General features: G+C 65.4%; 23 protein-coding genes. 18 read left to right on the forward strand and 5 right to left on the reverse strand.

All coding sequences use genetic code 11. The features are described 5' to 3' along the window. Positions 1–11 precede the first annotated feature (11 nt). From PVT67_RS04610 to PVT67_RS04685, 16 genes are all read left to right on the forward strand, one after another. A complete protein-coding gene (locus tag PVT67_RS04610) occupies positions 12–407 on the forward strand; it encodes a rod-binding protein (RefSeq protein WP_301498308.1) in 396 nt (131 codons plus the stop codon). Then, entirely contained in the window at positions 404–1,741 is a 1,338-nt protein-coding gene (gene flgK, locus PVT67_RS04615) for a flagellar hook-associated protein FlgK (RefSeq protein WP_301498313.1), read from the forward strand. The genes PVT67_RS04610 and flgK overlap by 4 nt, the downstream gene beginning before the upstream one ends. Beyond that, on the forward strand, positions 1,741–2,640 hold the full coding sequence (gene flgL / locus PVT67_RS04620; RefSeq protein WP_301498316.1) for a flagellar hook-associated protein FlgL: 900 nt from the start codon (positions 1,741–1,743) through the stop codon (positions 2,638–2,640). Before flgK ends, flgL begins: the two co-directional genes overlap by 1 nt. Further along, positions 2,640–3,662 carry a hypothetical protein gene (locus tag PVT67_RS04625; protein WP_301498318.1) on the forward strand — a complete coding sequence of 341 codons (1,023 nt, stop codon included), beginning with the start codon at positions 2,640–2,642 and terminating at the stop codon, positions 3,660–3,662. The genes flgL and PVT67_RS04625 overlap by 1 nt, the downstream gene beginning before the upstream one ends. Before the next feature lie 139 nt (positions 3,663–3,801). Then, positions 3,802–4,632 (forward strand): lateral flagellin LafA, encoded by an 831-nt coding sequence (gene lafA, locus PVT67_RS04630; protein ID WP_301498320.1) that lies wholly within the window; start codon positions 3,802–3,804, stop codon positions 4,630–4,632. Between the two features lie 57 nt (positions 4,633–4,689). Continuing rightward, complete coding sequence (gene fliD, locus PVT67_RS04635; RefSeq protein WP_301498324.1) at positions 4,690–5,994, forward strand: flagellar filament capping protein FliD; 1,305 nt, start codon at positions 4,690–4,692, stop codon at positions 5,992–5,994. Positions 5,995–6,012: 18 nt separating this feature from the next. Beyond that, positions 6,013–6,396 (forward strand): flagellar export chaperone FliS, encoded by a 384-nt coding sequence (gene fliS, locus PVT67_RS04640; RefSeq protein WP_301498328.1) that lies wholly within the window; start codon positions 6,013–6,015, stop codon positions 6,394–6,396. 252 nt (positions 6,397–6,648) lie between these two features. Then, entirely contained in the window at positions 6,649–6,927 is a 279-nt protein-coding gene (locus tag PVT67_RS04645) for a hypothetical protein (protein WP_301498330.1), read from the forward strand. Then, on the forward strand, positions 6,924–8,135 hold the full coding sequence (locus tag PVT67_RS04650) for a flagellar hook-length control protein FliK (protein WP_301498332.1): 1,212 nt from the start codon (positions 6,924–6,926) through the stop codon (positions 8,133–8,135). The genes PVT67_RS04645 and PVT67_RS04650 overlap by 4 nt, the downstream gene beginning before the upstream one ends. Positions 8,136–8,147: 12 nt before the next feature. Further along, positions 8,148–8,639: a flagellar basal body-associated FliL family protein gene (locus tag PVT67_RS04655; RefSeq protein WP_301498334.1), complete on the forward strand. Its 492-nt coding sequence runs from the start codon at positions 8,148–8,150 to the stop codon at positions 8,637–8,639. Between the two features lie 8 nt (positions 8,640–8,647). Continuing rightward, on the forward strand, positions 8,648–9,349 hold the full coding sequence (locus PVT67_RS04660) for a FliA/WhiG family RNA polymerase sigma factor (RefSeq protein WP_301498336.1): 702 nt from the start codon (positions 8,648–8,650) through the stop codon (positions 9,347–9,349). Positions 9,350–9,353: 4 nt separating this feature from the next. Then, complete coding sequence (motA, locus tag PVT67_RS04665; RefSeq protein WP_301498338.1) at positions 9,354–10,211, forward strand: flagellar motor stator protein MotA; 858 nt, start codon at positions 9,354–9,356, stop codon at positions 10,209–10,211. Next, positions 10,211–11,188: a flagellar motor protein MotB gene (locus PVT67_RS04670; RefSeq protein WP_301498340.1), complete on the forward strand. Its 978-nt coding sequence runs from the start codon at positions 10,211–10,213 to the stop codon at positions 11,186–11,188. Before motA ends, PVT67_RS04670 begins: the two co-directional genes overlap by 1 nt. A 93-nt stretch (positions 11,189–11,281) precedes the next feature. Then, positions 11,282–11,563, forward strand: a complete 282-nt coding sequence (locus tag PVT67_RS04675) for a hypothetical protein (RefSeq protein ID WP_301498342.1) — start codon at positions 11,282–11,284, stop codon at positions 11,561–11,563. A gap of 99 nt (positions 11,564–11,662) precedes the next feature. After that, positions 11,663–13,558, forward strand: a complete 1,896-nt coding sequence (locus PVT67_RS04680) for an alkaline phosphatase PhoX (RefSeq protein WP_301498344.1) — start codon at positions 11,663–11,665, stop codon at positions 13,556–13,558. A 65-nt stretch (positions 13,559–13,623) separates the two neighbouring features. Beyond that, positions 13,624–15,282: a hypothetical protein gene (locus PVT67_RS04685; protein WP_301498345.1), complete on the forward strand. Its 1,659-nt coding sequence runs from the start codon at positions 13,624–13,626 to the stop codon at positions 15,280–15,282. On the opposite strand, the gene PVT67_RS04690 is transcribed toward PVT67_RS04685, so the two are convergent. From PVT67_RS04690 to smpB, 4 genes are all read right to left on the reverse strand, one after another. After that, a complete protein-coding gene (locus PVT67_RS04690) occupies positions 15,277–16,722 on the reverse strand; it encodes a PhnE/PtxC family ABC transporter permease (protein WP_301498347.1) in 1,446 nt (481 codons plus the stop codon). The two genes, PVT67_RS04685 and PVT67_RS04690, sit on opposite strands and share 6 nt — an antisense overlap. Before the next feature lie 26 nt (positions 16,723–16,748). Further along, positions 16,749–17,411, reverse strand: a complete 663-nt coding sequence (locus PVT67_RS04695; protein WP_301498349.1) for an ATP-binding cassette domain-containing protein — start codon at positions 17,409–17,411, stop codon at positions 16,749–16,751. Further along, positions 17,408–18,274, reverse strand: a complete 867-nt coding sequence (locus PVT67_RS04700; protein WP_301498351.1) for a putative selenate ABC transporter substrate-binding protein — start codon at positions 18,272–18,274, stop codon at positions 17,408–17,410. Before PVT67_RS04700 ends, PVT67_RS04695 begins: the two co-directional genes overlap by 4 nt. A gap of 87 nt (positions 18,275–18,361) precedes the next feature. Beyond that, positions 18,362–18,838 carry an SsrA-binding protein SmpB gene (gene smpB / locus PVT67_RS04705; RefSeq protein WP_301498353.1) on the reverse strand — a complete coding sequence of 159 codons (477 nt, stop codon included), beginning with the start codon at positions 18,836–18,838 and terminating at the stop codon, positions 18,362–18,364. A 105-nt stretch (positions 18,839–18,943) separates the two neighbouring features. On the opposite strand from smpB, the gene PVT67_RS04710 reads away from it, so the two are divergent. Beyond that, on the forward strand, positions 18,944–19,378 hold the full coding sequence (locus PVT67_RS04710) for a type II toxin-antitoxin system RatA family toxin (RefSeq protein ID WP_301499644.1): 435 nt from the start codon (positions 18,944–18,946) through the stop codon (positions 19,376–19,378). 156 nt (positions 19,379–19,534) lie between these two features. Continuing rightward, positions 19,535–19,882 (forward strand): RnfH family protein, encoded by a 348-nt coding sequence (locus tag PVT67_RS04715; protein WP_301498355.1) that lies wholly within the window; start codon positions 19,535–19,537, stop codon positions 19,880–19,882. 1 nt (position 19,883) lies between these two features. On the opposite strand, the gene PVT67_RS04720 is transcribed toward PVT67_RS04715, so the two are convergent. Continuing rightward, positions 19,884–20,225 carry an outer membrane protein assembly factor BamE gene (locus PVT67_RS04720; RefSeq protein WP_301498357.1) on the reverse strand — a complete coding sequence of 114 codons (342 nt, stop codon included), beginning with the start codon at positions 20,223–20,225 and terminating at the stop codon, positions 19,884–19,886. Positions 20,226–20,251: the final 26 nt, after the last annotated feature.

Below are 20,251 nucleotides of genomic sequence, written 5' to 3' on the forward strand. Positions count from 1 at the left end.
GGAGAACGGAAATGGACGCTATCCAGGCCGCCCAGGGCGGTTTCTACCAGGACAGCAGCCGGCTCAGGAGCCTCAAGGGCCCAGAGGGGCTCAAGGCCGCCGCCGGCGAGTTCGAAGCCATGTTCCTGCAGATGGTGCTCAAGAACATGCGCCAGGCCTCCCAGGCCCTGGCCGACGAGGACAACCTCTTCAACAGCCGCCAGCAGCAGTTCTACCAGGCCATGGCCGACGGCCAGTTGAGCAAGGATGTCTCCAGCCGCGCCAACCTGGGGCTGGCCGATGCCATCAGCCGCCAATGGGGTGGCCTGGCGGCAGAGGAGCTAAAGGAAAAGCCCGAAGCTGTCGCTTCTCACCCTGTAGGAACGGCGGCGCTTCGCCAGCCCCTTAACAGAACGGGTAAAGCATGAGTCTGTTGAACAACGCCCTGTCCGGCCTGCAGGCGTCCCAGTACGCCATGAACGCGGCCAGCCAGAACATCGCCAACCTCAACACCCCCGGCTACAGCCGCCAGCAGGCCTTGCTGGTGGCCCGCAGCGGCGGCGGCTTCGGCACCCTGGAGGCCGGCAACGGCGTCGAGGTGCAGAGCCTGAGGCGAGTCAGCGACGGTTACCTCACCGCCGCCCTGTGGCGGGCCAACACCCAGAACGGCTACGACGACCAGTTCCAGACCCTTATCGGCCAGGCCGAGGCCCTGTTCGGCAGCGACGAACTCAGCATCAACGGCGGCCTGGACGGCCTCTTTTCGGCCTTGTCGGCGGCCACTGCCAGCCCCCAGTCCATAGCGCCGCGCCAGCAAGTCATTGCCACGGCCCAGGCCCTGGCCGGGCGTTTCAACCAGCTCTCCAGCAACCTGGATCTCCAGGAAAAGCAGCTGGACGAGCAGGCCGACGCCATGCTGGCCAACATCAACACCCAGGCGGCCGGCGTCGCCAAGCTCAACCAGGCCATAGTGGATGTCCAGGCCAAGGGCGGTAACACGGCGGCCTTGGAAGACCAGCGGGACCAGCTGGTCTCGGGGCTGGCCAAGCAGGTCAGCCTCAAGACCCAGCGCCAGGCAGACGGCACCTTGAGCCTGAGTCTGGCCAGCGGCCAGCCCCTGGTATTGGGGGCCCATGCCGCTACCCTGAGCCGCAGCGGCGACGACATCAGCCTGGAGCTGGGCAAGCAGAGCTTCCAACTGCTGAAGGTGGGCGGCTCCCTGGGGGCCAACCGCGATTACAAGACGGGCCAACTGGCCGGGCTGCGCACCAGCCTCAACAGCCAGGCCCAGGCCATCGCCGACCAGATGAACGGCCAGTTGCAACAGGGTTTCGACCTCAGCGGCAACCCCGGCCAGGCCCTGTTCACCTATGATCCGGCCAACCCCGCCGGCACCCTGGCCCTGAGCGGCATAACCCCGGAACAGCTCGCCTTCGTCGGCAACGACGGCAGCGGCAATCCTGTCGGCGGCAGCGGTGACAACAGCAACCTGCTGGCCCTGGTGGACATGAAGCCCGGCTTCTACGACGGCTACAGCCAACTGGTGGGGGACCTGGCGGTCAAGAGCGGCCAGGCCCAAGCCACCGCCAGCGCCAGCGCCAGCCTGCAGCAGGACGCCCAGGCCCAGCGCGACAACGTCAGCGGCGTCAACCGCGACGAAGAAGCGGCCAGCCTGATGCAGTACATGCAGGCCTACCAGGCCAACGCCAAGGTCATCACCGCCGCCGATGATCTCTTCCACACCTTGATGGGGATGTTCTGATGCGGGTCAGCAGCGCACAACTCGGCCAATACGTGCTCAAGGGCCTGGATCGCCAGGGCACCGAGTACGCCAAGGTCATGGAGCAGATGAGCTCCGGTTACCGGATCACCAAGCCGTCGGACGATCCGCTGGGCACAGTCACCCTGCTGGGGCTCAAGAGCGAGCAGGGCAGCCTGGACCAGTACCGCACCAATATCGGCAACGTCAGCAGCCGCCTGGAAAAGGCGGAGAGCTACCTGGATTCGAGCTACCAGGTGATGCTGAGGGTCCAGGACCTGACCCTGTCCGGCACCAACGGCGCCGCCACCGACGCCGACCGCCTGGCCTATGCCGGTGAGCTGCAAAGCCTGAGGGACACCTTGCTGGATTTCGCCAACGCCCAGGACGAAGAGGGCCACTACCTCTTCGGCGGCAGCCAGGTGGACAAGCCGCCCCTGGTGGACAACGGCAGCGGCACCCTGGTCTACCAGGGCGACAGCCTGGGCCGCCAGGTACAGGTGGCCAAGGGCGTCAGCATGGACGCCAACGAGACGGTGCAAAACATCTACTTCGCCGGCGGCAACAACTTCTTCGCCGACCTGGACGGCTTCATCCAGCAGCTCCAGACCCCGGGGGCATCTGTCTCTGCCAGCGGGGCCGCCATGTTGGGCCGCATCGACGGTGCCATCACTGGCATCAACCGCAGCCTGACCGACATCGGCGGCCGCCTGTCCAGCCTGCACAGCCTGGATACGGCCCAGCAGGACCTGGGTCTCGCCAACGACAAGGTGATAGGGCAGATCCAGGATCTCGATTACGCCGCGGCGGCCGACAAGGTCAACCAGATCCAGTTGACCCTGACCGCCACCCAGAAGACCTATAGCCAGCTCAGCCAGCTGAGCCTGTTCGATTACCTCTGATGAACCCCCTGAGCCCACTGGGCACCAGCGAAACCCAGCGCCAGCCGAGCCCGCCCATCAGCCGCGGCCAGGCCCAGGTGGCCTTGTCCAAGGCTCAGGGCGCGGCCCAGAGCCAGGGCGCTGCCCCCAGCCAGGCCATAGGCCTCAAGGTGCAGCGCCACGGTCAATGGGCGCTGATGAGCGAGGCCCAGGGCAAGCTGTCCCGGCTCCAGGCCACAGAGCAGAGCCTGGTGCAGAACTACCGCCAACTGCTGGCCCTGGCCCGCCAGCTGGAGCAGCCGGCGGCCGGCCAGGGCAGTGCCCAGGCCAAGGGGCAGCAGCTGGCCGCCCAGGTGCGCTCCCTGCGGGACGACATCGCCAGGGAAGGGCGCCTGGACAGCACCCTGGCCCCCAGGGCCAGGGCTGGTGATACAACGGCGCTGCTGACCAGGGTCGATCTGCTGGGCCCCAGGCCCCAGGCCGAGAACATCCAGATCCAGCTACCCAACGGCGCCTCCCTGTCGTTGCGACTGGCCGCCCAGGCCAGCCAGGGCCGGGCCCTGGCCGAACTGGCGCCGCAGTTGGCCCGCCAGGGCATCACGGCCAGCCTCGACAGCCAGGGCCGCTTGCAGCTCACGGGCCGGCCGGCCCTGCTGCAAAACCCCTGGTCTTTCCAGGGCCAGGGGGTCAGGGTGCCGGCCGGCAACCCTGTGCCCATCCGCCTCGATCCCCAGCCCGACAGCCTGGAGCAGCTGGCCCAGGGCCTGGATGCCGGCGGCCTGGACGCAGAGCGCAGCCGCCTGCGGGCCCTGCTGGCGGCCTTGGAGCAGCACAGGCGGGCCTTGCAGGCCGAGCGCCAGCAGCTGATGGGTCGGCTGGCGGCATTGCGGGCCGAGGTCCAGGCCTTTGGCCAGTCCCCCGAGGAGCTGGGCCAGTCCCTCAAGGCCAGCCTGCGCGACAGCGATTTCAGCCTGCAACTGGGGGCCCTGCTGACCCAGGCCAATGTCTCCCGCCAGACGGTAGTGTCGCTGCTTTCCCGCTGAAGGCCGCCTGTTCCTTGCATTTTCGCCGCTTTTAAAACTTTTTTGTTTTTCTCCCTTCATTTTCCCAAGAACCCCGCCGCCTATTTGTTGGTGAACAACAATGGCCGCAAAGGCGGCGTTAAATTTCAGGAGAAAGACCATGTCCCTTTCCATCCATACTAACTTTGCGTCCCTGGTCACCCAGAACACCCTGAGCAAGAACAACAACATGCTCTCCACCGCCATGCAGCGCCTGGGCACCGGCCTGCGCATCAACAGCTCAGCCGACGACGCCGCCGGCCTGCAGATCGCCAACCGTCTGACCGCCCAGACCCGTGGCATGGCCGTTGCCCAGCGCAACTCCCAAGACGCCATCTCCATGCTGCAGACCGCTGACGGCTCCCTGGACGAACTGTCCAGCATCGCCTTCCGCATGAAGGACCTGGCCACCCAGGCTGCCAACGGCACCAACACCACTGCCGACAACACTGCCCTGAACTCCGAGTACGGCGAGCTCAAGGCCGAAGTGACCCGTATCATGCAGAACACCACCTACGGCGGCTCCAAGCTGCTCGAAGGCGGCAAGCTGGCCAGCGCCGTAACCTTCCAGATCGGTGCCAGCACTTCCGACACCCTGGCCTTTGACGCCTCCGCCGAGATCGGCGCCGTCACCACCGCTTACGGCGCCGCCGGCACCATCGACACCCAGGCCAACGCCACCACCGCCATGGGCAACCTGGACACCCTGATCAGCAGCGTCGGTGCCGCCCGTGCCAAGTTCGGTGCCAACATCAACCGCCTGGACCACACCATCAACAACCTGGCCACCATCAGCCAGAACACCGAAGCCGCCAAGGGCCGCATCATGGATGCCGACTTCGCCAAAGAAACCTCCAACATGACCAAGCAACAGCTGCTGATGCAGACCGGCATGTCCGTGCTCAGCAACGCCAACCAGATGTCTGGCCTGGTCACCTCCCTGCTGCGCTAAGCAGTTTTGGGCCCCCGCCTGGCGGGGGCTTTTTTGGTTCTGGAATAGGATGCGAAGATGGCAACCATCGACAACAGCTTTGACGTAAGAAGCCTGGCCTCCCAGTACGTAGCTGCGGACAGGGCGCCCATGGATCAGTACTTTTCCACGCAGCAGACCTATTACCAGAGCCGGCTCAAGGCCTTCAACGCCATTTCCAGCCAGATCAGCAGCTTCCAGGACGTCCTGGCCAAGCTCAAGACCAGCGACAGCTTCGAGGCCTTCGGGGTCACGGCGTCCGACGACAGCCATGTCAGCGTCACCGCCAGCACCAGCGCCACCCCCGGCCAGTACCAGTTCCATGTGCAGCAGCTGGCGGCCGCCGACCAGTACGCCCTGGATTTCGCCTCCGACACCGATCCGGCTCCCACCAGCGGCATCCTGACCCTGGGCGTCGGCAGCAACAGCTTCAGCATCGACATGAGCACGCTGCCGGCCGGCGCCACCATCAGCGACCTGCGTGACGCCATCAACAACGCCGCCGACAACAGCGGCGTCAAGGCGACCCTGGTGCGCACCGGCGGCGCCGTCAAGTTCCTGCTCACTGCCGAGCAGACAGGGGCCGCCAATACCTTGTCGATCAGCACCAACGGCGACCCGGCCATGGCCAGCCTCGACAGCGCCATCGCCGCCAAGACCCAGTTGAGCACAGCCCAGGACGCCATAGTGCAGATGGGGGCCAACCAGTCCCTGACCATCAACTCGGCTTCCAACACCCTGAACAACGTCATCGACGGCCTGACCATCAACCTGACCCAGGTCCACGCCAACGCCACCGACACCACCACCATCACCGTCGGCCGCGACACCGACGCCACCAAGAAGCAGCTGCAGGACTTTGTCGACGGCTACAACGCCCTCATCGACCAGCTCAAGAAATACAGCACCGCCGACGGCGACCAGATCCCGGTGCTGGCCGGTGACGGCACGGCCCGCATGCTCCAGAGCCAGATGCGCGGTCTCTTCAACGGCCTCAACCTGGGCCAGATGGGCCTGAAGACCGACCAGTACGGCAAGTTCAGCCTGGACGACAGCAAGCTCGACGACTACCTGGCGGCCAACCCCGACGGCCTCAACCAGGTGCTGGGCGGCACCAATGGCATGATGGCCCAGCTCAACACTGTGCTGGACCGTTACGTCAAGGACGACACTTCTGTGCTCAAGGCCAGCGCCAAGAGCGCCCAGGCCAACCTGGACCGCCTGAGCGACCGCATGGACCAGTTCGACCAGCGCATGGAAGGCCTCTACAACCGTTACGTCAGCCAGTTCACCCAGATGCAGACCCTGGTCTCGCAGATGCAGCAGACCTCCAGCCTGTTCTGAAAAATCTAAGGAGTTGCCATGTTTGAGGAATCCGGTCTCGACGCCTACCAGCACACCCAGCTGGAAGCCCGCGCCGCCGCCGCCGATCCGCACCACCTGGTGCTGATGCTCATCGAGGGCTTCCTCGACGAGCTTTCCCGGGTGGAAGGCCATATCCAGGCCAAGCAGTTCGAGCGCAAGGGCCGCGCCGTCACCAAGTGCCTGGACATCCTCTCTGGCCTGGACACCGCCCTGGACAGGGAGAAGGGCGGCGCCGTCGCCGATGATCTGCATCGCCTCTACGACTACTGCGGCCGCCAGCTGTTCGAGGTGAGCCTGAACAACGACACCAGCGGCCTGGCCATAGTCCGCCAGGTGATGACCGACCTCAAGGACGGCTGGCAGGCCCTGGCGGCCGCCTGACCGGCTGCACCGCCAAGGGCCCAAGGCTTTTGGCGCTCATACTCTCAGGCCGCCTTAGGGCGGCCTTGTTTTTTCCGCTTCCCCCTGGCTTCCCTCGGGCTTCCGCAGGGCGGAAAAGGGGCTTCCGCTTAGGCGATGGCTTTGCTTCAATTTGTTGATTTTAAACGGATTTAAAGCTGGCTTGTCATTTGCAAAAAGGCTTTCAGACGAAACGCCAAACCGGGCCCTGACACAGTGACCACACAGCTGAAAGTGCAGTTAGACAACCTGGCTCGTGAGCTCAAGGCCAGCGCCGCAGCCGGCCGCTGGGCCCAGGTGGCCGAGCAGGACCGCCAGGTGGCGGCGCTGTTGGCCGCTCTTAAGCCGGCACCGGCAGAGTTGGCCCAGGCCCTGGTGGCCCTGCAACTGGTCCATGGCCAGGTGCTGGCCCAGGCCCTCCAGCACCAGGCGCGCCTGGAGCAGCAGCTGGCCAAGCACAGGGACAACCAAGAAGGAATGCGGGCCTACCACCAGATGGAGGAGATGGGATGAAGGCGCAGCCGCCCGTCACCCGGCTGAGCGGCGCCGCCTTGGCGCCCAGGCAGCCCCAGGCCGCCAAGGCCGAAGCCCAGCCCGCCAAGGGGCAGGGCGCCCAGCAGTCCCAGCCGGTACAGGGCTTTGCCCAGCGCCTGGCCCAGCTCGGCAAGGAGCATCCCCATTTCGGCCAGCAGCCCCAGCCCCAAGCCGAGGTGCAGGCCCAGCCAGGCTCGGCTCAGCCGCCGGCCGCAGATGCCTCCCAGGCCGCGAAGGCGACTGAACCGCAGGCCCAGGTGCAAGCCCAGGTTCAGTCCCAGGCGCCGCAGCCCAGGCCGTCTTTGGCGAGCCGCGCCAAGGATCCCGCCGAGCCTCTGGCGGCCCAGGCGGCAGTCCCTTCCCTGGACCAGGGCTGGCGGTTGCGTCATGCCAAGGCCCTGGCCGGCCAGGACAGCAAAGCCAAGGCGCCAGAGCAGCAAGGGCATGACCAGGCAGACGCCAAAACCGAGGTTCAGCCCCTGCCGGTCCTGGCGCCCCAGGCCCCCCAGCCTGAAGCCAAGGTCAGGACGTCCGACCCCCAGGAGCCATCCCAGGCCCTTAGCGCCCTGGCCAAGGCCACGGCGGGGCAAGGCGATGCGGCCCCACTCAAGGGCCAGGCCCAAGTCCAGCTCAAGGAGCTGGATCTGCCGCTGGCGCTGAAAACGGTGCTGCCGAGCGCGGCGGCCAAGGTCGAGCCAGCCGCCACGGCCCTTGCCAATGCCCCGGCCCAGGCCAGCCTCCAGCCGTTGCCCGAATGGGCGCCGGTCAAGGTGGCGACGGCCCAGGGCCAATGGCAGCAAGACCTGATGGCGGCCCTTGGCGACCGCCTGCAATTGCAGCTGCACCAGCAGATCAAGGAAGCCCGGGTCCGCCTGGATCCCCCTGATCTTGGCCGGGTGGAGATGACGGTGCGCCTGGACGGCGACCGCCTCAGCGTCCAGCTCCAGGCCAGCCACCCCCAGGTCCGCGATGCCCTGACCCAGCAGCTGGACCGGCTGCGCCTGGACCTGGTGCAGGGCTTTGGTTCCCAGGTGGAGGTGTCGGTGGGCCAGCAGGGCAGTGGCGACAGTCGCCCGCAAACCCCTATCCAAGTCGAGGCCATAGCGGCCGCGGCCCCCGCCCCAGAGGCGGAACAACAAGCAGCGCTGTCGCGCCCGGCCGAGGGCTGGGTCAGCGCCCTGGCATAAGAGGAGAGCCCCTTGTCTGAGAAAACCAAGGAAAAGAGCCCGCGCCGCAAGCGCTGGTCCTGGCTGCTGGTCCTGGCGGTGCTGCTGGTGGCCGGCAGTGCCTTCGGCTACGGCTGGGTCAGCGGCCTCATCAACCCCAAGGCCTGGTTCGCCGATCCGCCCCCACCCCCGCTGGTGATGAGCGAGAAGCCCCTGTTCCAGCCCCTGGACAAGTTCGTGATCAGCCTGGCCGGTGACGAGGTGCAGCACTACATGATGCTGGAGCTGGCCCTGGTCAGCCATGACCCGCGCATGCCGGAGCAGAGCAAGGAGCTGCAGCCGGTGATCCGCAACGCCCTGCTGCAGTACTTCTCCACCCGCAAGTACCAGGAGGTCAGGGAGGAGATCAAGGATCTGAGCAAGCTGCAGCTGGCCCTCAAGGACAGGCTCAAGCAGACGGTGGACAGCTACGGCTACCAGTTGGCGGTGGACGAAGTGCTGCTCACCAAAGTGGTGATCCAGTAGGAGGGGCCATGGAAGCATATTGCAGCGACAGCCTGGACGGGGCCTACCAGTGCAACGCCAACGACGAAGCGCAGCTGCTGCGCCGCTACGCCCACCTGGTGAAAAGGGCCTGTGCCCACCTGCGCAGCCAGGTCAGCGCCGCCTTCAACCAGGAAGACTTCGAACAGGTGGGGCTGATGGGGCTGCTGGAGGCCATCCGCCGCTACGGCGAACCGGACCAGGCCTTTGAGAGCTTTGCCTTCAAACGCATCCGCGGCGCCATCCTCGACGAGCTGCGCCGCCAGGACTGGCGCCCCCGCCAGGTGCGCCAGGCCGCCCACGACCTCAATCACCACCACCGCAAGCTCTACAACCGCCTGGGCCGGGCCCCCAGCGACCAGGAACTGGCCGAGGAGATGGGCATCAGCCTTCCCGAGGTGCGGGAGCTGGTCTATGCCAACCAGGCCGAGGAGATGCAGTGCCTGGAGGACTGGCTGACCAAGGGCCTGGAGCCGGGCGGCGGCGGCATGGGTGAGTTCGAACTCAAACGCACCCTGGCCAAGATGCTGGGCAGCCTCAAGCAGCGCGAACAACTGCTGCTGGTCCTCTACTACCAGCACGACATGAACATGAAGGAAATCGCCCAGGTGCTTGGACTCACCGAATCCCGGGTCTGCCAGCTCCACAAGGAGTGCCTGGCCAACCTCAACAAGCTGATCGAGAGGCATTGAATCCATGCAAAAACTGCTCGGTATCTTCCTGGTTTCACTCTGCGTCTTCGGCGGCTTCATCCTGGCCAAGGGCAAGCTCATCGCCCTCTGGCAGCCGGCGGAGATGGTGGTCATCCTCGGCGCCGCCATCGGCTCCATGGTCATCGGCAACTCCACTGTGGTGCTCAAGCAGTGCTGGCGCCAGCTACGCGGCATCTTGGCCAGCCGCAGGGGAGACGCCGACCGGGCCCGTGAACTGCTGATGCTGCTGCACCGCCTGCTGGACGAGGTGCGCCAGAAGGGCCTCAAGATCCTGGACGAGCACGTGGAAGCCCCCTACCAGAGCTCGCTGTTCGCCGCCTATCCATTGGTGCTGAAGGAACCCATACTGGTCAACTTTATCGCCGACAACCTGCGCATGCTGGCCATGGGCAAGGCCTCGGCCCACGAATTCGAGGCCCTGCTGGAACAGGAGATCTTGGCGGTGGAAGACGATCTGCTCAAACCCTCCAAGGCCCTGCACAGGGCCGGCGAGGCCATGCCCGGCTTCGGCATACTGGCGGCGGTGGGCGGCATCATCATCACCATGCAGCACCTGGACGGCCCCCTGGCCGACATAGGCGTGCATGTGGCGGCGGCCCTGGTGGGCACCTTTATCGGCATCTTCGGCTGTTACTGCCTGTTCGAGCCGGCCGGTTCGGCCATGGCGGAGCTGGTGGGCCGCAAGATCTCCGGCATGGAATGCGTCAAGGCCATACTCACCGCCCATGTGGCCGGCAAGTCGCCGCTCTTGGCCGTAGACGCCGGCCGGCGGGTGCTGGAGATGGACATCAAACCGAGCTTTGCCACAGTCGAGAAGTGGCTGGATAAAGAGGCGGCCTGATGCGCTCGAACGATCCTGTCATCATCAAGCGCCAGAGCCGGCGCGCCAGCCATGACGTGGTTAGTGGCGGCGCCTGGAAGGTGGCCTTCGCCGACTTCACCTTGGCGCTGATGTCGCTGTTCCTGGTGCTCTGGCTGCTGGCCGTGACCCAGGAGAAGGATCGCAAGGTGGTGGCGGAGAGCCTGCGCAATTACTCGGTGTTCGACAAGTCCCACAACCCCTTCGATCTGGCCAACAGCCCTTATCCCATCGATCTCGAAGGGGAGCCGGCGGTGGTGGAGCGCATCGCCGCCCAACTGCTGACCAGCGGCGATCGCAAGGCGGGCATCGCGCTGAACAGCCAGGTGCCCAAGGGCGACCGCGAGCCCGGCAAGGGCCTGGGGCCCAAGCTGGATTCGGTGCTGGACGGCCAGTTTGAGTCCCCCCAGTCCCTGGCGCTGCTGGCCAAGGTGGTCAAGGCCATGGCCAGGCAGCTCACCGCCAGCGACAACCTGGACGTGGAAGTGGTGCCCCAGGGGCTACGGATCAGCATCCAGGACGACAACGAGCGCCAGATGTTCGCCCGCGGCAGCGTCAAGATGAATCCTTTTTTTGAGGACCTGCTGATGGCCCTGGCGCCGGTGTTCCAACACGTCAAGAACGGCCTGGTGCTGTCCGGCCACACCGACGCCGTGCCCTACCAGGGCCAGCAGTACAGCAACTGGGAGCTGTCCGGTGGCCGGGCCCTGCTGGCCCGGCGGGTGCTGGAGGCGGGCGGCATGCCCAAGGACAGGGTGCTGCAGGTCAGTGCCATGTCGGACCGTACCCTGTCCGACAAGGACCACCCCGAAGCCAGCGCCAACCGCCGCATCGAGATACTGCTGCTCACCAAGCAGGCCCAGGCCGCCCTGCTGGCCATCTTCGACCGCAGCCAGCCCGGCAACGCCGTGACCCAGGCCAGCGACGCCGCCGAGGCCAATGCCCCCGTAACCCGATAGGCATAGATCATTCGTTAAAATTTTGGTTTGCCATTAAAGCTTCCTGCCGTCCCTGGTCGCCTATAGGAGGTAGAGCGAAACAAGGGCGAACAGATGGCAAAGACGGCACCAAGGCGGGTCAACGGCGTGCAGAAGCTGGTGCTTTACCTGATCCTGGCCAACCTGCTGCTGGTCACCGGCTATGCCCTGATGGCCAGCCGCCTCGGCACCGTGGCGGCGCTGGCGGTACCGCTGCTGCTGGTCTGCTACAACCTGCTGCTCAGCCAGCTGGTGATCCGCCGCAGCCGCCGCACCGACGATACCTATATCCTCTATCCCGTGGTGATCAGCATACTGGTGCTGGCCTTTGCCATGCTGCGGGCCCTCTTCCTCTAAACCGCTGTTATTTCCCTGTCACCTGCCAGTCACGCTGCAGTCACCTACTCCCTCTAGCTTAAGGGCGCCTTAAGCAACCAAGGTCCTAGAGGAACCAAGATGACCCCTAACAACTGGAAGTTTGCACCTGTCGCCCTGGCGGTGCTTTTGGGAATGACCGCTTGCAACGACTCCAACAACAGCAGCAGCGCCGACAACACCGATCCCGCTCCTGCGCCGCCGCCGGCCTACACCAACGTCAGCTTCAGCGGTGTGGAAGTGCCCACCAGCGAGGCCGACAAGCTGGTGGTGCGTGCCATAGCCCAGGCCAACATCAACGGCGTCGACCAGCAGGTCGGCTACCAGCCGCTGATGGCCACAGGCCACCAGGATCCGGTGACCAAGGAAGTGTTCGGCCTGGTCAAGGACAAGAACGACGCCCCCATCCACTTCGAGGACGGTTCCAACTACCTCTGTAACGGCACCAACGCCGGCGAAGGCAGCGGCCTGGACAACACCTCCATCCTGCAGAAGAACGGCAAGATCTACATGGTGTCCCAGTTCGAGTGCGCCGTCGGCGCCATGTACGCCACCGAGCTCAAGCAGAGCGAAACCGGCGCCCTGACCCCGGTTGAAGGCACCCTGCAGTTCATCAGCCAGAAGGACCAGTTCGGCGGCTGGGTCCACTGCGCCGGCATGACCACTCCCTGGGAATCCCACCTCTCCTCCGAGGAATACGAGCCCGACGCCCGCTACGTGGAAGAGCACCGCGACGCCAACACCGGCCTGACCGGCGACAGCTACTTCGACGAAACGGCCAAGTACTGGGGCGACGCCACCAAGGCCAACCCCTACTACTACGGCTGGACCCCGGAAGTGACCATCGGCAGCGACGGCAAGGCCAACTACACCAAGCACTACGCCATGGGCCGCATGTCCCACGAGCTGTCCTACGTGATGCCAGACGAGCGCACCGTCTACCTCTCCGACGACGGCGCCAACGTCGGCTTCTTCATGTTCGTGGCCGACAAGGCCGGCGATCTCTCCGCCGGTACCCTCTACGGTGCCAAGTGGCACCAGCGCTCTGCCGAGAACGGCGGCGTGGCCGATCTGGAATGGATAAGCCTTGGCCACAGCGACGACGCCAGCGTCCGCGAATGGGTCGCCAAGGATCTCAAGTTCTCCGACATCTTCGACACCAAGGCCGGCACCGATCTGGGCGACGGCAGCTTCGACTGCGGCCCCGGCTTCCAGTCCATCAACGCCTCCGCCGGCCAGGAATGCCTGGCGCTCAAGGACATCAACGAGGACGGCAAGGTGGACGCGGCCGACGAACTCATCGCCTCGCGCCTCGAGACCCGCCGCTGGGCCGCCCTCCAGGGGGCGACCACCGAGTTCCGCAAGGAAGAGGGCATCACCTTCAACGCCCACGACGGCAAGCTGTATGTGGCCATGTCCGAGATCACCCGCGGCATGGAAGACTTCGCCAAGAACGGCAAGGCCTCCAGCGCCTACGACAAGGGCGGCTACAACGACATGAAGCTCAACGCCGTGCGCTGTGGCGGCGTCTACGAGCTCAATGTCGGCAAGAACGCCGACATCGGCTCCGACTTTGTGGCCAAGGACATGTCCGGCATGCTGATGGGCCGCTCCATGGACTACAGCGGCACCGCCTTCGAGGGCAACAGCTGCGACCTGGACGGCCTGGCCAGCCCCGACAACCTCACCTACCTGCCCGAGTCCAATTCCCTGGTCATCGGCGAGGACACCGGCTACCACCAGAACAACATGATCTGGTCCTATGATCTCAAGACCAAGTCCCTGACCCGCCTGCTGACGGTGCCCCTGGACGCCGAGACCACCTCCGCCTTCTGGCACAAGGACGTGGGCGGCTTCGGCTACCTGGTGGCCGTGTCCCAGCACCCGCTGGTGGACCAGCAGGCCGACGAGGCCGCCAAGCAGTCCGAGGTGGGCTACCTGGGTCCCTTCCGCTTCAAGGTGGGCAGCGCACAGTAAGCGCCGCCTGAACAGCCCCGGGAGGAAGGCGCCAGCCTTCCTCCCTTTTTGATTATGGGAAGCCCATGACCAAACACGTATTTTGGCTGCTGGGGGCCCTGGCCTTCGGCGCCGGGGCCGAGGTGTTGGTGACCGACAAGCGCCTGGACAACGAGGCGGCCTACCTGCCGCCCCAGTGCTACACCAAGACAGATCTGGCCCCCCACAAGAGCGCCAACCCCTGCTTCGCCTGCCATATAGGCCCCAAAAGGCCCAACTTCATCGAAGACCGCGACCTGCAGGCCAGCTATGCGCTGCGCGACTACACCCAGCACAACCACTGGGACAACCTCTTTCGCGACTTTTCCAAGGCGGTGGCGGCCCAGAGCGACGCCGCCATCCTCGCCTATGTCCGCACCGACAACTACCACGACGGCAAGGGCGGCAACCTGCTGGCCGACAAGCTCAAGGCGCTGCCGGCCGAGTGGGACTTCAACGGCAACGGCCGCTGGGACGGCTACCTGCCGGACGTGGCCTTCCACTTCGACGACCAGGGCTTCGACCGGCGCCCGGACGGTAAGGCCACCGGCTGGCGGGCCTTCGGCTATTACCCCTTCCTGGGCGCTTTCGCTCCCACCAACGGCGCCACCGACGACGTGTTGATCCGCCTGCCCAAGGCCTTCCGGGAGGATGTGAACGGCAACGAGGATCTGGCCCTCTACCGCCTCAACCTGGCGGTGCTGGAGGCGATGATAAAGGAGCAGGACATCCCCATAGCGCCGGTGGACGAGAAGGTCCTGGGGCTGGATCTCGACAAGGACGGTGAGCTGGGCACCGCCACCCGGGTCACCTATGACTGGGCCCCCAACCAGGGCCGGCAGATGCATTACCTGGGCCTGGCCGGCAAGCTGCAGGACCAGGGCAAGGTCAAGATGGCGGCCGGCCTCTACCCCGTGGGCACCGAGTTTGTGCACACGGTGCGCTATCTGGACTTTGACCAAGAGGGCCGCCTGCGGCTCTCGGCCCGCCTTAAGGAACTGCGCTACAGCCGCAAGCTGAGCTGGAACAACTACGCCCAGCTCTCCAACGCCGCCATCAGCGAGGTCAAGGCCACCCACGACTTCCCGGACCGGCTGCGCACCTTCAGGGGCAATGCCGAACAGGGCATCAACGGCGCCCTGGGCTGGGTCTACCAGGGCTTTATCGAAGACGCCAAGGGCGCGCTAAGGCCCCAGAGTTTCGAGGAAAACCTGGCCTGCATGGGCTGCCACACAGGCATCAGCGCCACTACCGACGGCACCTTCGCCTTTCCCCGCAAGTTTGGGGCCGGCAGCCCCCAGGACGGTTGGTACCACTGGAGCCAGGTGGCGGACGCCTTCAAGGATGTGCCCGAGCCCAGGATGGCCGACGGCCGCCTTGAGTACCGCACCTACCTGGCGGCCAACGACGGCTGGGGGGACGAGTTCCGCGGCAACCTTGAGCTGCGCCGCCGCTTCCTGACGGCCACCGGCCGCCCGGATCAGGAGATGCTGGACAAGATGAGCCGCGACATCTCCCTGTTCCTGGTGCCCAGCAAGGAGCGGGCGCTCAGCCTCAACAAGGCCTACAGGGCCCTAGTGGAGGAGCAGAGCTTCAGCAAGGGCCGTGACCCCCATGTGCAGCCGCTCGAGAACGTGCACCGGGACGTCGCCATAGGCACCGCCACCGGCAACGCCATCCTCGGCCGCCGGGCAGACGGCTCATAGCAGGGCGGCCCGGCCCCCTAGGTGCAGCCGTTGGCGCAGCCGCCTGGCGGCCGCGTCTATGGCGATGTTGAGCAGGGCCGTGGCTGCCAACAGCACCAGGGCCCGGTCGAAGCGGAACTCTGAGAAGGCCGAGTCGATGAAGAACCCCAGGGTGGGAATGCCCAGCATGCCGAGGATGGCGGTCTCCCGCACCAGGGTCTCGAAGCGGTAGAGGCTGTAGGCCAGGAAGGTGCGGTAGAGCCTGGGCAGCACCTCGAAGAAGTAGCGGTTGAGGCCCTTGGGGGCGTCCTCGCGCAGCTCCAGCAGGTCGGCATGGTGGCCCACCAGGTGGGCGATGATGCCGCCGTTGTGCAGGGCCAGGGCCATGATGGCCGGCAGCATGCTGGGCCCCCACAGCAGTACCCCGATAAAGGCCAGCAGGTACTCCGGCGTGGAGCGCATCAGCACCAGCGCCAGGTGGGACAGGCCCCGGGTCAGGCGGTTGCCGAAGAGGCGGCTGATGCCGGGGAACCAGCCCAGGGTCAGGAGGCCCGTCACCGCCAGGGCCAGCAGCGCCAGCACCAGGGTGTTGACCAAACCGGGCAGCAATTCCTCTCGGCCCAGGCTCGCCAGCCAGGGCCAAAGGGCGCCGTCACCGCGCAGCGGCGCCGGCACCAGGTCATGAGTCAGGAACTGCTTGGCCAGGGCCCAGTCGACGCTGGCCACCGGCGGCAGCCAGAGCACGGCGGCCAGCAGGTAAAGGGGCACCAGGGGCCGGCGCAGCCACCACTTGAGGCTGACGATGAGCGCCAGCAGGGCGTAGCAGTAGGGGGCCGCCTCGGCGTAATAGCCTTGGCGCAGCAGGCTCTCCAGGTGGTAGCCGAGGGTCGGCAGGCCGATGAAGCCCAGCACTGTGGCGCTGCGGATGGCGCACTCCAGGCGGTAGCGGCAATAGATGGCCATGGATCCGAAGCATTGGGGCAGGGTCACGAAGCAAAAGCGCCCCAGGGCCGGGGTGCCGGGGGGCAGGGCCTGATGGGGGCCTGGATCCTGCTCTTCGAACATCTCCCCGAACACCTTGGCGAAGGTACCCATGTAGGGCAGGGCTATGGCCAGCACCCCGGCCAGGGGGGAGAGGCCCAGCACCTGGATGAACAGTAATGCCCAGAACAACTCGTGGATGGCGCGCAGCACGGCGGCCAGGCGCCGTACCCAGGCCCGGCCATAGCCGGTGGCGAGCCCCAGGCCAAGAAGGGAGCCGAGGGCCACCCCCTGGAAGGCAAAGGCCAGGGTATTGGCCAGGGCCTCGAGCAGGGTCTGGAGATGGGGCAGCTGGGGGCTGACCAGGCCAAGGCCAAGGCGGCCCAGCTCCAGCCAGGGATCGACGGTGCTTACCTGAAGGTCGGCAAAAGGCAGGCACAGCAAGGCCAGGGCCAGCAGCAACAGGCTGGTCCCCGTCATGCCGGACGGCAGTCGCAATGCCGGGTTCATGACTGGTAGAGGGCCTGGAGCCGCTGTGTATCCAGGTCTTTGCTGGGAGCGTCCAGAACCAGTTGGCCCTGGCGCAGCCCTATGATGCGGTCGCAATGGCGCAGGGCCATGTCGGTGTCGTGCAGGGCCAGCACCACCGTCTGGTGGCGGCGGCAGATGAGCGCCAGCATGGCATCGCTCTGGACTTCATCCAGGGCCGACACCGGCTCGTCGCCCATGAAGACGGGCTTTTGCTGGTAGAGGGCCCGGCCCAGGCTGACCCGGCCCTGCTGGCCGCCGGAGAGGCTGGCGGCGGAGCGTTCCAGCAGCCCCGGCTCCAGGCCCAGCTCCTCGGCCAGGGCCGTTATTTCGGCCCTGGGGGCTGCCTGGGGCCGCACCAGGTTGGCCAGGTTGTACCAGAAGGAGTGGCGCTCCAGGCGGCCCATGTAGATGTTGTGCCAGGCCGACAGCATGGGCACCAGCCCGGGCTGCTGTGGGCACCAGGCCACCTCTGAGGGGCGCTGGGCCCTCAGGGTACGCAGCAAGGTGCTCTTGCCGGTACCCGATTCTCCCAACAGGGCGACCTTCTCCCCGGCCTGGATGGCCAGGGAGAGGTTCTGGAACACGGCCTGGTTGCCGTAGCCCAGTTGGCCGCCGTCGAGGGAGAACAGCTTTGTCACTTGCCGTCGTCCATGATGCCGATGGCCTTGGCCACGGCTTCGACGGGGGCATAGTCGCTGTTGGCGGCCGGTACGAAGCCGGATCGCGGGAAGGCGGCCAGCAGCTTGGGATCGGTCATGCCCAGCAGGGCCTTTTTCACCTTGGCGGTAAAGCCGGCGCCGAACTGCTTGTCGAGATCGCCGCGGGCTGTCCACTGGTAGTCGGGGTAGCTGGGGGTGGTCCAGAGGACCCGCACCTTGCTGGTGTCGACCTGGCCCTTGGCCTTTTCTTCTTCCCAGACGCTGTAGTTGACGGCACCCACCTGGTAGGCGCCGGACTGTACCAGGGCGATGGTGCGGCTGTGGTCACCGGAGAAGCCGACGCGGCTGAACACCTGCTCGGGAGCCTGGTGGAAGTGGTCGCGGATATAGTATTCCGGCATCAGGCGGCCCGAGGTGGAGCCTTTGGAGCCGAAGGTGAAGGACAGGCCCTTGATGGCGTCGGGGAAGTCTTTGCTGGGCATCAGGCCGGTGCTGGTGTTGGCGATGATGTAGCTGGTGAAGGCGGTGTCTTCCTTGCCCTGGGCCAGGGCCTGGCTGCCCGGTACCAGTTGGCGGGCCTGGACGCCGGTCAGGCCGCCGAACCAGGCCAGCTGCACCTGGTTGTTACGGAAGGCGCTGACGGCGGCGGGGTAGCTCTTGACGGGGATGTAGCGCACGTCCACGCCCAGCTGCTCCTGCAGGTAGTGGGCGACCTTGCCGAAACGCTCGTTGAGGGCGCGCTCGTCCTGGTCGGGAATGGCGGTGAAGACGAAGGTCTTGGCCAGGGCCAGGCTCGAGCAGGAGAACAGGGCCAGGCCCAGCAGGGCTTTCTTGAGGTTCATAGCTTTTTATTTCCCTTGGTTGTTTTCTTGTCCACATTAAAGGGCGCAGCGCCATAAAAAACGGCGCCCCTGGCGCCGTCCTGGAGCTTAGCCCCTTTTCATGACCCTGGCCTTTTCCCGTTGCCAGTCGCGGTCCTTGAGGTCGTCCCGCTTGTCGTGTTCCTTCTTGCCTCGGGCTATGCCGATGGCCAACTTGGCCCAGGCGCGGCTCCAATACATCTTGAGCGGCACCACCGTCTTGCCCTTCTGGTGCACCTGGCCGTAGAGCACGTCCAGCTCCCGCTGGTTGAGGAGCAGCTTGCGGGTACGGGTCGGGTCGGCCACCACGTGGGTGGAGGCGGTGTTCAGGGGCTGTATGGTGGCGCCGAACAGGTAGGCCTCGCTGTCCTTGAGGACGATATAGGCTTCGCTGATGTTGGCCTTGCCCGCCCTCAGGCTTTTGACTTCCCAGCCTTGCAGAGCCAGGCCGGCTTCGAAGGTTTCTTCGATGAAATAGTCGTGGCGGGCTTTTTTGTTCTGGGCGATATCGGTGTCACCGCCCTTGAGCGCTTTTTTCTTGGTCATGGGCGCATTATACGGATAGAAGGGGATATTGCATGGCATTTTGCCTGGATGCCCAGGCCCTTAACAAGTGCTATGATGCGCGCCAAAGTGACAGTGGAAAACGCCATGCCGCGTATCGAGCGACAAGCAGAAGTGCCTTTTGCACCCCAAGCCATGTTTGATCTGGTCAATGACGTGCCCAGCTACCCGGCCTTCCTGCCTGGCTGTGTGGCGGCCCGGGTCCTGAGCAAGGGCGAGGGCAGCATGACGGCGACCCTGGACGTGGCCAAAGGGCCTGTCCGCAAGTCCTTCACCACCCGCAACACCCTCTTCGCCCCGGACAAGATCCGCATGGAGCTGGTCAACGGCCCCTTCCGTTACCTGCACGGCCACTGGCATTTCCTGGAGACGGAGAGCGGCGGCTGCCAGGTCCAGCTGCACCTGGACTTTGAATTTTCCTCCACCCTGGTGGCCATCGCCTTCGGCGGTATCTTCCAGCAATTGACCCACGCCATGGTCAACGCCTTTTGCCAGCGTGCCCGGGAGGTTTACCGTGACTGAACGTTTGCTCAGCGTGCGGCAGTTGACCTATGCCTTGGTCAACGCCTTCAGCCAGCGTGCCCTGGAGGTCTATCGTGACTGAACGCCTGCTCAGCGTGCGGCAGTTGACCTATGCCTTGGTCAACGCCTTCAGCCAGCGTGCCCTGGAGGTCTATCGTGACTGAACGACTGCTCAGCGTGGAAGTGGCCTACGCCCTGCCGGATCGCCAGGCCCTCATCGCCTTGAAAGTGGTGGAAGGCGCCACCGTCCGCGACGCCATAGAGCGCAGCGGCATGCTGGAACGTTTCAAGGACATCAGCCTGGACAGCAACGACGTCGGGATCTGGTCGCGCAGCTGCAAGCTGGCCGACAAGGTCAGGGAAGGGGACAGGGTGGAGATCTACAGGGCCCTGACCGCCGATCCCAAGGATATCCGCCGGCGCCGGGCCGAGAAGGCCAAGGAGGAGGGCAGGGCCGATCAGACCACAGGGGGCAGGCCCAACCCCCTGCGGGCCAAAGACTGACTCAGTTGGCCTTTGCCTTGAGGGTGTCCGGTACCTTGAAGTCCGGCGCCTCTATGCCGGCCAGCTTGCCGGCCTTGTCGAAGTGCACCACTACCTGCTTTTCCACCACTTTGCCCCTGCCGGGCCGGTAGGAATACTTGTAGTACCAGGTGCCGTCCTTGAAGCTGTCCTTGAGCAGGGGAGTGCCCAGCACATAGCTGACCTGTTCGTGGCTCATGCCGGGCTGCAGCTTGTTAATCTGATCCTGCTCCAGGTAGTTACCCTGGGGCACGTCAATCTTGTAGACCAGGCCGCAACCGCTCAAACCCAGGCCCAGGGTCAGGGCCAGCAACACATTCTTCATTCCGTTATCCATCTCTGTAATCTCAG

Origin of the sequence: Gallaecimonas kandeliae, from assembly GCF_030450055.1 — a bacterium.
GTDB classification, from domain to species: domain Bacteria; phylum Pseudomonadota; class Gammaproteobacteria; order Enterobacterales; family Gallaecimonadaceae; genus Gallaecimonas; species Gallaecimonas kandeliae.